This is a genomic window from Mesorhizobium sp. CNPSo 4684, assembly GCF_057784315.1.
Map to the genome: position 1 here is coordinate 20859 of NZ_JBWLUX010000022.1, position 12416 is coordinate 33274.

Here is a 12416-nt window from a genome sequence, read left to right on the forward strand (position 1 = left end):
GGCTGTCACTGTGTCTGTCGCCCGCCGAGTTTGATTTCCAGATAGTCTTCGACCAGCGCGATCGCGGTCGCCGCGTCCGGCACGCCGTCCTTCAGCGCGCGCCTGATATAGAGGCCGTCGATCAGCGCTGCGGTTGCTTCCGCCGCACGGTCGGCTTCGTGCCTGGCCAAGATGCCGGTCAGGCCGCTCATCAGGTTCGAATGCAGCCGCCGCGCATAGACCCTGAGCAGTCGGCGCAAAGCCGATGATTTCTGCGCCTCGACATAGAAGGCGAGCCAGGCGGCGATGGTTTCCGGCTGGAACTGGATGTCGGAGAAGTTGACCGCTACCACGGCTGAGACTCGTTCGCGCGGCGAACTGGCGGATTGAAGCGCACGCCGCATGTCGATCGTCAGCTCGGCCAATATGTGCCGCATCGTCGCCAGCAGCAGTTCGTCCTTGGCGCCGAAATAATGATGGGCAAGTGCTGACGAGACGCCGGCGCGGCCGGCGATCTCCGACATGGTCACGTCGAGGGAGCCGCGCTCGCCGATCGCCGAGATCGTCGCGTCGATGAGCGCCTTGCGGCGCAGTGGCTCCATTCCGACTTTCGGCATTGTTGTTCCTGGCTCCTGACCCGCATGATTATTTTTTATTGATCCGTCAATCAACAAAAAATCGATCCGATCGCGGCCTGCACCAAGCGATTGTCGGCTTGCGGCCCTTTTCGGCGCGGTGGGGATTGTTTATATTTGAACAATAAAGGCGAACTGCGCCATGAGCCCACATGTTAGGCTGGCGCCAAGGATGGAGACCGCCATGACCGCATGTATCGTTGGCTGGGCGCATTCGCGCTTCGGCAAGCTCGAAGGCGAGACGCTGGAAGGCCTGATCACCAAGGTCGCGGTTGACGCGCTCGACCATGCCGGAATCGGCCCGGACGAGGTCGACGAGATCGTGCTTGGCCACTTCAATGCCGGCTTTTCCCCGCAGGATTTTACCGCGAGCCTGGTGCTGCAGGCCGACGACCGGCTGCGCTTCAAGCCGGCGACCCGGGTCGAGAACGCCTGCGCAACCGGCTCGGCCGCGGTCCGCCAAGGCATCCGCGCCATCGACGCCAACGCCGCCCGCATCGTTCTGGTGGTCGGCGCTGAGCAGATGACGACGACGCCCGGTCCCGAGATCGGCAAGAACCTGCTCAAGGCGTCCTATCTGCCGGAGGAGGGCGACACGCCCGCCGGCTTTGCCGGCGTCTTCGGCAAGATCGCGCAGGCCTATTTCCAGCGTTATGGCGACCAGTCCGATGCGCTGGCGATGATCGCCGCCAAGAACCACAAGAACGGCGTCGACAATCCCTACGCGCAGATGCGCAAGGATTTCGGCTACGAGTTCTGCCGCCAGGAAAGCGAAAAGAACCCGTTCGTTGCCGGTCCGTTGAAGCGTACCGACTGTTCGCTGGTTTCCGACGGCGCGGCAGCCCTTGTGCTGACCGACACGTCGACGGCGCTGAAGATGCGCCGCGCTGTCGCCTTCCGCGCCAACGAGCATGTTCAGGATTTCCTGCCGATGTCGAAGCGCGATATCCTGTCGTTCGAAGGCTGCGAACACGCTTGGAACCAGGCCTTGAAGAAGGCAGGCGTGACGCTCGACGACCTCTCCTTCGTCGAGACGCATGACTGCTTCACCATCGCCGAACTGATCGAATATGAAGCGATGGGCCTGGCCAAGCCGGGCGAGGGCGCCAAGCTCGCGCTGGACGGCACGACGGCCAAGGACGGCAGGCTGCCGGTCAATCCGTCCGGCGGGCTGAAGGCCAAGGGCCATCCGATCGGCGCCACCGGCGTGTCGATGCATGTGCTGTCAGCCATGCAGTTGACCGGCGAGGCCGGTGGCATCCAGGTGCCTGGCGCAAAGCTCGGCGGCATCTTCAACATGGGTGGCGCTGCCGTTGCCAACTACGTTTCCATCCTCGACCGGATCAGATAAACCGCCCTGCATTTCTGGGAGGTGACATGACAAATCCGGTTCTGGTCGAAGTTTTGCGCGGCGCGATCGTCGAGAGCGCCCATCGCGGCGCTGTCGCGGTCTTTGATGACGACGGCAAGCCTGTATGGGAAATCGGCGATACGGCGAAGCCGGTGTTTCCGCGCTCCGCGGTGAAGGTAATCCAGGCATTGCCGCTGGTCGAAACGGGTACCGCTGACGCGTACGGCTTCGGTGGCCGCGAACTGGCGTTGGCCTGCGCCTCGCATTCCGGCGAGCCGGCGCATGTCGAATTGGCGCAGGCCATGCTGGCCAAGGCCGGTCTCGACAAATCGGCGCTGGAGTGCGGCGCGCATTGGCCTTCCAGCCATGGTGCGGAGATTGCACTGGCCCGCGCAGGCGGCTCGCCAAATGCGCTGCACAACAATTGTTCCGGCAAACATTCCGGCTTTCTCTGCACCTGTGTGCACTTGGGGATTGCCCATCAGGGCTACGTCAAGGCTGGCCACGCGCAGCAGGAGATGGTGCGCGATGCCATGCAGTCGGTCACCGGCGCTGCCCACGATTCCAATAGCCGGGCCACGGACGGCTGCTCGATCCCGACCTATGCGGTGCCGCTGAAGAGCTTTGCGCTGGGCTTTGCCCGCATGGCGACGGGCAGGGGCTTTGGCCCTGAGCGCGCCAAGGCGGCAAAGCGCCTGCTGTCAGCCTGCATGACCGAGCCTTTTCTGGTTGCCGGCACCGGCAAGGCGGATGTGGCGCTGATGCAGGCCGCGCCCGGCCGCATCTTCGTCAAGACCGGCGCCGAGGGCGTCTATTGCGCCGCTGTTCCGGAGCTAGGCCTCGGCATCGCGTTGAAATGTGATGACGGCGCCGGCCGCGCCGCCGAGGTGATGATCGCCGCGGTGCTGGCAAAACTTCTCGGGGCTGACGAGGCGCTGGCGGCGAACCTTTTGGAACAGGCCAATCCGCCGATCGAAAGCCGCATCGGCGCCAAGGTCGGCGCGCTGCGGCCGACACCGTCGCTCAGCTGACGCGGTTTCGCTCAACCGTCAGATGCGCATAGCCGGTATCGCTTGATTTGGCGAGATCGCCGGTTGCCGGCGCGGCCCAGCGCTGGCCGATGATGGCGCCGTTCCTGGCGCCGTCGATGACGTTGTCGGAAATGATGGCGTTTCCCGCCCCCTCGACCACCGTGACGGCAATGCCGGTTCCCGCGTTGCGGATGATGTTTCCGGTTGCCACCACATTGCGCATATAGGCGCCCCAGCCGATCTGCATGCCGTAGAGCGCCGCGTTTTCGATGACATTGCCGGTAACAGTGGTATCGGCCTCGACGCTGATGCCGACGCCGAAGCCCGGCGCATCTGCGGGGTAGGGGCCTGTAGTCGACAAATTGCGCACGATGTTGTTCGAGCAGATGCCTATGCGGCCGCCTTCGTTGAAATTGACGATCGAGATGCCGTTGGCCGCACCATCGACGATGTTGTTGGCGATAACAGCGCCCTCAAAGGAAAACTCCGAGTAGAGCGCCGTTTCGCCCGAGCGCGAGCAGGTATTGCCGGTCATCTGCAGATTGCTGGAACTGTTGGCGCGGATCGCCGAGAAGGCGCAGTCCGAGACGATGTTGCCGGAGATGGAGACATTGCCGGCGCGGAACGCGTTGATGCCGTTGCCGTTCTGACCGGTGCCGCCGCTGCGCGCGCCAATCCGCTGCACGCGGTTGCCGCTGACGATGGTGCCGTCCTCGGCCTGCTGCCAGCGATGCACGAGAATGCCGCCATTGCCGCAGTCGGACACGGTATTGCCCGATATCTCCAGGCCGCCGGCCTCTACCGAGTAGATGCCGGCGTCCGCTGCGCCCGAAATATCCGAGCGCTCGACGCGGCCGGATGCATGCTCCAACGCCAGCCCGTGCTTGCCGCTGCCGGTGATCATGCAGTTGTCGATGACCAGGTGGGCGACGCGGCGCAGGTCGAGCAACCCTTGCGCATCGTCGGCCAGAGAGCCGCTGGCTCCGTCGAAGACCAATGCGGTGAACTCGATATGCTCGGCCTGTTCGGCCGTGAGCAAACGGCCGCCACCGCCATAGAGAACGCGTGAGGCGCCTGGCACGCCGGAAAGCCTGACACGGGCGGGCAGCGTCAGATTGGAGACGACGTAGTTCCCCGGCGGCAGGAACACCGGCGCGTTGCGCTCGCTCGCCTCGGCAAGCATCCTGGCGAAGGCTTTGCTCTGGTCGTCCGCTGCGTCCGGCTGCACGCCAAGCCCGGCGGCGTTGATCGAGCCGCGCGCTGCCGCCTTGGCCAAGGCGTTGCCCGACGAAAGACCGAGCACGGCAAAACCGGCCGTCCCCTTCAGCAGCGCTCGTCTGTTCAACATCGGCACATCCCTTGCGATCCGCGACTAACCGCAGGAATCATGCCAGCCGCAGCGGTCTTCGCTCGGTCCATAGTCCGGCCAATGACCGGGTCCGGCAAGTGGCTTGTACAGTCGCCGAAGCGAGCCTAAGTTTGTCCGATGAGCAGAGCTTTCACCCGTGAGGAAGACAGCGAAAACGCCATCGCCGGCATCGGCGAGCGGCCGATCAGCCCGCACCGCAATCTGGTGACGGAGCGCGGGCTGGCGCAGATCGAGGACAATCTGACCGATCTGCGCGACATATTGGCGAAAGCCGAGAGAAAAGCAGACCGCGAGCGCATCGCCGTCGTGTCGCGCGACCTGCGCTACTGGACGGCGCGCCGCGAAAGCGCCGAACTTTCCGTGCCGGAGCCGGGCAGCGATCAGGTGCGCTTCGGCATGGGCGTCACGCTGGAAGGCGATGACGGCAAGAAGGTGCACTGGAAGATCGTCGGTGAGGACGAGGCCGACCCCTCGAAGGGCAGCATTTCCCACGTCTCGCCGATGGCGGTGGCGCTGTTCGGCAAGAAGGTCGGCGACGTCGCAAGCGTCAACGGCAAGGAATGGGGAATCGTCAAGCTGTCGGATGTCTGACGCCAGCTGACCCTATCTGCTCAGCTAGCTTTTGCAATGCGGGCTCATACTTGTCCATGACATCGCGAGCGGCACGCATCTGCCGTTCGAAGTCATCACTCTCCACCGGTCTTAGCATGACGCCGTTATCGGTTTCGATGATCTCGAGTTCATCGCCCACTTGCAGCCCCAAGCTGTCGAGCATCTTCTGCGGCAAGATTACAACGCCCGATCCGTCCTCAAGTCCGTGAATGATGGTGTTCATGTCTGTACCGTAGGTTGCGCCATACACTATGACGCAACTCTGATAGGCGTTGCAACTGTTTCGTTCAGCCCGCCAGCAGGCGGTCCAATAGCCGATCCGCCGCCTCCGGAATAACCGTGCCCGGCGGGAAGATTTCCGCAGCACCTGCTTCCAGCACCGCATCATAATCCTGTGGTGGGATGACCCCGCCGGCGACGATCAATATGTCGGCGCGGCCGAGTTTCTTCAGCGCATCGCGCAGTTCGGGGATCAGCGTCAGATGTCCCGCCGCCAGTGACGAGGCGCCGATGATATGGACGTCCTGCGCGACCGCCAGTTTCGCGATCTCATCCGGTGTCTGGAACATCGCGCCGACGGTGACGTCGAAGCCGAGATCGGCGAAGGCTGTGGCAATGACTTTTTGGCCACGGTCATGGCCGTCTTGGCCCATCTTGGCGACCAGGATGCGCGGCTTGCCGCCGGACTTCTTTTCGAAGGCTTCGAGCTTCTCCAAGAGCCGGTCGACCGTCAGATTGTCGCCAAGCGCGTTGCGATAGACGCCTGAGATCGTCTGCACCGAGGCGACGTGACGGCCAAAGACCTTTTCCAGCGCCAGCGAAATCTCGCCGACCGTGGCGTTGGCGCGCGCGGCGCGGATGGCGAATTCCAGCAGGTTTTCGTCACCTTGCGCCGCACGGGTCAGCGCATCGAGTGCGCTCTCGACCGCGCCGACATTGCGCGTGCCTTTCAAGTTCTGCAGCTTCGACAATTGCCGGGCTCGGACCTCGGCATTGTCGATCTTCAGCACGTCGACTTCGATGTCGTTCTCCGGCCGATGCGCGTTGACACCGACCAGCATCTGCTCGCCGGAATCGATGCGCGCCTGCGTGCGCGCGGACGCTTCCTCGATGCGCAGCTTGGGGATCCCCTGTTCGGTCGCCGCAGCCATGCCGCCGAGGGCCTCGACCTCTTCGATGTGGGCGAGCGCCCGTGCCGCCAGATCATGCGTCAGCCGCTCGAGATAGGCCGAGCCGCCCCACGGATCGATGATGCGGGTGGTGCCGGATTCCTTTTGCAGGATCAGCTGCGTGTTGCGGGCGATGCGGGCCGAGTGGTCGGTCGGCAGCGCCATCGCCTCGTCGAAGGAATTGGTGTGCAGCGACTGCGTATGGCCCTGCGTCGCCGCCATCGCCTCGATCATGGTGCGGGTGATGTTGTTGTAGGGGTCCTGTGCCGTCAGCGACCAGCCGGAGGTCTGGCAATGGGTGCGCAGCGACAGCGAGCGCTCGTCCTTCGGCGCAAAATTCTTCTGCATCAGGCTCGACCACAGAAGCCGCGCGGCGCGGAGCTTGGCGACCTCCATGAAGAAGTTCATGCCGATCGCCCAGAAGAAGGACAGCCGTGGCGCGAAACGGTCGATGTCGAGACCGGCAGCGACGCCGGCGCGGGCATATTCGATGCCGTCGGCAATGGTGTAGGCGAGTTCCAGGTCCGCCGTCGCGCCGGCCTCCTGCATGTGATAGCCGGAGATCGAGATTGAATTGAACTTCGGCATGTTCTTCGAGGTGTAGGAGAAGATGTCCGACACGATCCGCATCGAAGGCTTCGGCGGATAAATGTAGGTGTTGCGGACCATGAACTCCTTCAGAATGTCGTTCTGAATGGTGCCGGCGAGATCCTTCTGCGCAACGCCCTGTTCTTCGGCTGCCACGATGTAGAGCGCCATGATCGGCAGCACGGCGCCGTTCATGGTCATCGACACCGTCATTTCGTCGAGCGGGATGCCGTCGAACAACTGCCGCATGTCGAGGATGGAATCGATGGCCACGCCCGCCATGCCGACATCGCCGGCAACGCGCGGATGATCGCTGTCATAGCCGCGATGGGTGGGCAGATCGAAGGCGACCGACAGGCCCTTCTGGCCGGCGGCGAGATTGCGCCGGTAGAAGGCGTTGGATTCTTCGGCCGTCGAGAAGCCGGCATATTGCCGGATCGTCCACGGCTGCTGGACATACATGGTCGGGTAGGGGCCGCGCACGAAGGGCGGCATGCCCGGATAGGTGTCGAGATGGGTGAGGCCCTTGAGGTCGCCCTGACTATAGAGATGCTTGACGGCAATGCCTTCCGGCGTCAGCCGCTGGCCCTTGACCTCGACGGGTGCGCGCCGTGGCGCCGACCAGCCGATCTCTGAGAAATCCGGGATCAAGGTGCGGCTCCGATCGACTGGTCGATGCGGACCGGAAACAGGGCCTCGCACACCGCCACGCCCTCGGTGAAAGGAGGCCGCCGCTCGGCCGCCAGCGTCTCGACCGGGGTCTCGCTTTTGAGCGGATGAAGCGTGGTGCCGATGATTGCCCGTTCACCCGACCGGTAGGCCTCGGCGCGGCGCTCGGATGCTGCCTTGACGCGCGCCTGGATATGGCCGTGCTGCAGGCTTGCCAGAACGCCGCCTTCCGCTTCGATCCTCTGGAATTCCGCCCACGCCGCTTCGCACAGGCCCAAGGTCAGCGCCTCGACCGCGCCCGAGCCATGGGTGGGGTCGGCGACGTGGCCGATATGGCTTTCATTGGCCATGATCAGCTGCGCGTTGCGGGCGACACGGCGGGCAAAAGGCGCCGGCAGGCCATGCGCGATCGTGTGCGGCAGGATGGAGATCGAATCGGCGCCCCCGGCGGCTGCGGCAAAACCGGCGATCGCAGTGCGTAGAATATTGGTCTCGGGGTCGGCTGCCGTCATCATGCGGAACGACGTCTCGGCATGGATATTGGCGGTCGAGGCCGGGATCGAGCACGTCTCCTGGATTCGCCCCCACAGCCTGCGCAGCGCCCGAACCTTGGCCGTCGACAGGAATTGGTCCTGGTCGACGCTCAGGGCAAAGCCGATATGCGGTGCGGCATAGACAAGCGGCTGGCGCGCGTCCTCGAACATCCTGAGATAGGAGACCGCGGAAGCGAGCATGGTGCCGAGCTCCTGCGCCTCGGTGGCGCCGGCATTGTGGAACACTCGCCCGTCCGCCTCGAGCAATACGCCCGGCACGCCCAGCGAGAAGAAATGTGCCAGCGATTGCGGCATCGATGCCTGCAAGGCCTCGATCGACATCCGCAGCCGGCCGGTTCCGGCAAAGATTGCCGCCGGGTCGATGCCGAAGGAGAGGTTGAGTTTCGCCGGGTCGGAGCGGCGCTTGCCCAGGAACGCCACCAGCCAGTCGGCGACGGCGCGGCTCCAGGGATGGGCGTCGATGCGGATCTGCACGCGGTTGAGCGGTATGCCGTCGAGCACCGTCTCCAGCGCCTGCGCCGTCCGCGGCAGGCCGTAGCCAAACGCATTCGGCGCGCCCTCGAAGACCAGCGACAAGCCCGTCGCGCCTTGTGCCACATCATCCAGGGCCTGCGCCTTGGCGCGGCCGATATCGGGATCGTCGATGCGCTGGCTGACGATCCAGGGCAATTTGGGGTTGGCGCGCACAAGCGGTTCGGCGCCAGCGGCGCGATCGTAGAGCGGCTCTATGCGAATGGCGTCGTCGGTGTGCGAGACCAGCCTGTCCTCGAAGGATGCGCCGGCCAACGCCTTTTCCGTCAAGGCCAGCCATCGCTGGCGCTCGACGTTTGTGGGTTCGACTTCCTTGGTCAAGGCTCCGGCGCCCATCCATTTTCCTCGTTCTTATGCGGCCGCACCAGCCTGGAGCGGTTCAGTCTACGGTCCCCTGTCCGATATCGCAATGCAATGCGCCTTCAGGGTTCGAACTCGATCCCTCTGATATAGGTCAGCCTGCGTGGACGAACCATGAACGATTGCCAAACACCGGCAAAATCCGCAAGCTCCAAAAGGCCGATTTGGAGCATTGGTCCAGTTTAGACAATTGGCCCATCTGAGGATTTGGATTGTCGCTGTGCAACGGCCTCACTATACGTGCGGCAAGGCCATTGGCTTTAACACCAGTTTGCGGAGACATGGACATATGGCTGACGAGACCAGCATTTTCCTCGGCGCCAGCCGCAGGCCCGACGACAGCTATCAGCGCGCCGAACAGCTTTTGCTGCAATATGGCAACCGCCATGGCCTGATTACCGGCGCCACTGGCACCGGCAAGACGGTCAGCCTACAGATCCTGGCCGAAGGGTTCTCCAATGCCGGCGTGCCGGTGTTCTGCGCCGATATCAAGGGTGACCTATCCGGCATCGCCATGATGGGCAAGGCGCAGGATTTTCTGGTCAGGCGAGCCGAACAGGTCAAGCTCGACCCTTACGACTTCCAGGAATTTCCGGTCATCTTCTGGGACCTGTTCGGTGAGCAGGGCCATCCGATCCGCGCCACCGTCTCGGAAATGGGACCGCTGCTTTTGTCGCGGCTGATGAACCTCTCCGAAGCGCAGGAGGGCATCATGAACATCGCCTTCCGCATCGCCGACGAGGACGGCCTGCTGCTGCTCGACATGAAGGATCTGCAGGCGCTGCTGGCCAACATCGCCGAGCGCGCCGAGGAGATCAGCTCGCGCTACGGCAATGTCACCAAGCCGTCGGTCGGCGCCATCCAGCGCACGCTGCTGGTGCTGGAACAGCAGGGGGCGGCGAATTTCTTCGGCGAGCCGGCTTTGCGCATCGCCGACATCATGCGCACCACCCGCGACGGCCGCGGCGCCATCAGCGTGCTTGCTGCCGACAAACTGATGATGAACCCCAGGCTCTACGCCACCTTCCTGCTCTGGCTGATGTCGGAGCTGTTTGAGGAATTGCCCGAGGTCGGCGACCCCGACAAGCCGAAGCTGGTCTTCTTCTTCGATGAGGCGCATCTGCTTTTCGACGAAGCGCCGAAGGTGCTGATCGACCGCGTCGAGCAGGTGGTGCGGCTGATCCGCTCGAAGGGCGTCGGCGTCTATTTCGTCACGCAGAACCCCTTGGATATCCCTGAAAAGGTTCTCGCCCAGCTCGGCAATCGCGTGCAGCACGCGCTGCGCGCCTACACGCCACGCGAACAGCAGGCGGTGAGGACGGCGGCCGAAACGTTCCGGCCCAATCCCGATTTCGATTGCGCCACCTCCATCACGCAGCTCGGCACCGGCGAGGCGCTGGTCTCGACGCTTGAGGCCAAGGGCGTGCCGTCCATGGTGCAGCGAACGCTGATCCGCCCGCCATCGTCCAGGCTTGGCCCGATCACAGTGGATGAGCGCCGCAAGCTGATCGACCAGAGCCCGATAGCCGGCCAGTATGATCAGACCATCGACCGCGAATCGGCCTTCGAGATGCTGCAGAAGAAGGCCAAGGGGGCGCAGGAGGCGGATGAGCAGGCGCAGCAGGCCGGCAGTGGCCGCTCACGCTGGACCATCCCCGGCTTTGGCAACGATACGCCGCCGCAGCCCGGTGGCCGCCGCGCGCCGGCGCCGCGCCCGTCCAACCGCCAGACCGTCGCCGAAGCCGCGATCAAAGCTGTCGTGCGCTCGGTTGGCTCGTCGGTCGGACGGGCGATCGTGCGCGGGATTCTGGGCAGCCTTTCCAGGGGGCGGTAGGAAAAACCTAACCGAAGCGGTTGCTCGGTTGGCCTCTCTCCCCCGGTCGGAGCGCAAACAGTCCGCCCTCATGTGGGTGCGCGTCAAGGTGGCCGGTGGTCATGGTGAAGCGCGCCGAGGTGACGAAGAGCGTATCGAGATCGGCGCCGCCAAAGGTGCAGCTCGTCGGCCAGGAGCAGGGCACTTCGACGATCCGATCCAGCCGGCCGTCCGGCGCGATTCGGGCAAGGCAGCTGCCGCCCACGACCCGGCAATTCCAGATGTAACCTTCTGCATCCATGCAGGAACCGTCGGGCAGGCCTCGCTGGAAGCCGCCGAAAAGCAGCCGCCGGTCGGTGAGCCGTGAAGAGCCGCCGTTCCAGGCATAGCTGTAGATTGCGTTTTTCATCGTGTCTGCAGTCACGAAGCGACCGTCCTGTGTCCACACCATGGTGTTGGTGATGCCAAAATGGTCGTCGGACAGGCGCGTCACGCCGCCGCCGGGAGCCATTCGAAACAGCTGCCCGGCATCCAGCGTGATGGTCAGAGGCGCGTCATCTGATCCGATGTTGTTGGCCATCGTGCCGACCCAGAACGAACCATCGGGCGCGACGACGCCCTCGTTCAGCCGTATGTCGGGCCTGTCCGGCTCGATCGTCGCAATGGTTTGGAACGGCCCGCCGAAGTCCCACAAGGCAATCGCGTTCCTGAGGCCGACAATGGCGCCGCCATCGGCGCGCAAGCCGATCGAGGTGACCAGATCGGGCGTCTCCCAGGATTCGTGAGCCAAGGTCAGCGAATCCAGCCTGTGGATCCTGCGACCGATAATGTCGACCCAAACCAGCCGGTCGCGGCGATCGTCCCAGATCAGGCTCTCCCCGACGATGTCTCCTGCATCGAAGACCAAGCGGGCATTCATATCGTCCATGCGTTTCCTCCAGGTCAGCGCATCCAGAAACACCCTTGACATATATCTTTAGGGTGAATTAACAACAGCTGGATAATAACCTGTCATACAGGTTTCAAGGGAGCATTATGCAGGATCCGACGGAGACAGCGGGTGAGCCGAGCCCCGGCCTTGTGAGCACGGCGATCCAGGCGATCACCCAGCACATCCGCTCGGAGGGCCTTGCGGCCGGCGATCCGTTGCCAAGCGAAGCGGCCATGACGCGTCAGCTCAATGTCTCGCGAACCGTCGTGCGCGAGGCGTTCCGGTCGCTTTCCGCAATGCGCCTGATCGACATGAGCGCCGGGCGCCGTGCCACGGTTGCCAAGCTCGACACCGGCGCCATGTCGATGGTGATCGAGCACGGCATCACCACGCAGCAGATCAGCGTCCATCAGGTCTATGATGTCAGGCGCACGATCGAGATGCGCACCGTGGCGCTCGCGGCGCTCCGCCGCACCGAGGCAGAAGCCGCCGCGATTGCGCAATCGGCCAGGCTGATGCGTGAGAATTTCCGGAACCCCGAGATTGTCATGGAGCATGACATCGCCTTTCACGAGGCGATCGCGGCGGCCTCGCACAACCCGGTCTTCTCGCTGATCGTCACCGCCTTCAGCGGGGTCACGCGCCGCACCTGGGTGATCGGCTGGCGGACACGCTCCTCCAGCGAGGACCAGCTCAAAATGATCAAGGGGCACGAGGACATAGCCGAGGCGATCCTCAAGGGCGATCCAAGACTGGCGGCCGAGCACATGGCGCAACATTTCGACAAGAGCGTCAAGGCGCTCCTCGACGCGGGAATTGCCTGA

Annotated in this window: 11 protein-coding genes; 5 read left to right on the top strand and 6 right to left on the bottom strand. The window is 63.9% G+C overall.

Annotated elements, in window-relative coordinates; all coding sequences use genetic code 11:
• Positions 1–5: 5 nt before the first annotated feature.
• Positions 6–596, bottom strand: a complete 591-nt coding sequence (gene betI / locus AC04SG_RS20720) for a choline-binding transcriptional repressor BetI (protein WP_488552576.1) — start codon at positions 594–596, stop codon at positions 6–8.
• Between the two features lie 202 nt (positions 597–798).
• On the opposite strand from betI, the gene AC04SG_RS20725 reads away from it, so the two are divergent.
• Positions 799–1965: an acetyl-CoA acetyltransferase gene (locus AC04SG_RS20725; protein ID WP_488552577.1), complete on the top strand. Its 1167-nt coding sequence runs from the start codon at positions 799–801 to the stop codon at positions 1963–1965.
• Between the two features lie 26 nt (positions 1966–1991).
• Positions 1992–2996 (top strand): asparaginase, encoded by a 1005-nt coding sequence (locus AC04SG_RS20730; protein ID WP_488552578.1) that lies wholly within the window; start codon positions 1992–1994, stop codon positions 2994–2996.
• Here AC04SG_RS20730 and AC04SG_RS20735 read toward each other — a convergent pair.
• Positions 2989–4344, bottom strand: a complete 1356-nt coding sequence (locus AC04SG_RS20735; protein WP_488552579.1) for a TIGR03808 family TAT-translocated repetitive protein — start codon at positions 4342–4344, stop codon at positions 2989–2991. The genes AC04SG_RS20730 and AC04SG_RS20735 overlap by 8 nt on opposite strands.
• Before the next feature lie 138 nt (positions 4345–4482).
• Between AC04SG_RS20735 and greA the strand changes: the two genes are divergently transcribed.
• Entirely contained in the window at positions 4483–4956 is a 474-nt protein-coding gene (gene greA, locus AC04SG_RS20740) for a transcription elongation factor GreA (protein ID WP_488552580.1), read from the top strand.
• Here the strand turns inward: greA and AC04SG_RS20745 are convergent.
• From AC04SG_RS20745 to AC04SG_RS20755, 3 genes are all read right to left on the bottom strand, one after another.
• Positions 4937–5200, bottom strand: coding sequence for an AbrB/MazE/SpoVT family DNA-binding domain-containing protein (locus AC04SG_RS20745; RefSeq protein WP_488552581.1), 264 nt, complete (start codon positions 5198–5200; stop codon positions 4937–4939). The genes greA and AC04SG_RS20745 overlap by 20 nt on opposite strands.
• Before the next feature lie 64 nt (positions 5201–5264).
• Entirely contained in the window at positions 5265–7385 is a 2121-nt protein-coding gene (scpA, locus tag AC04SG_RS20750; protein ID WP_488552582.1) for a methylmalonyl-CoA mutase, read from the bottom strand.
• The gene (locus tag AC04SG_RS20755) at positions 7382–8824 is read right to left on the bottom strand and encodes a methylmalonyl-CoA mutase subunit beta (protein ID WP_488552583.1); all 1443 of its coding nucleotides are present in this window, start codon (positions 8822–8824) and stop codon (positions 7382–7384) included. The genes scpA and AC04SG_RS20755 overlap by 4 nt, the downstream gene beginning before the upstream one ends.
• A 313-nt stretch (positions 8825–9137) precedes the next feature.
• On the opposite strand from AC04SG_RS20755, the gene AC04SG_RS20760 reads away from it, so the two are divergent.
• A complete protein-coding gene (locus tag AC04SG_RS20760) occupies positions 9138–10682 on the top strand; it encodes a helicase HerA-like C-terminal domain-containing protein (protein ID WP_488552584.1) in 1545 nt (514 codons plus the stop codon).
• Between the two features lie 7 nt (positions 10683–10689).
• Here AC04SG_RS20760 and AC04SG_RS20765 read toward each other — a convergent pair whose 3' ends face one another.
• Positions 10690–11589, bottom strand: coding sequence for an SMP-30/gluconolactonase/LRE family protein (locus AC04SG_RS20765; protein ID WP_488552585.1), 900 nt, complete (start codon positions 11587–11589; stop codon positions 10690–10692).
• 107 nt (positions 11590–11696) lie between these two features.
• Between AC04SG_RS20765 and AC04SG_RS20770 the strand changes: the two genes are divergently transcribed.
• A complete protein-coding gene (locus tag AC04SG_RS20770; RefSeq protein ID WP_488552586.1) occupies positions 11697–12416 on the top strand; it encodes a FadR/GntR family transcriptional regulator in 720 nt (239 codons plus the stop codon).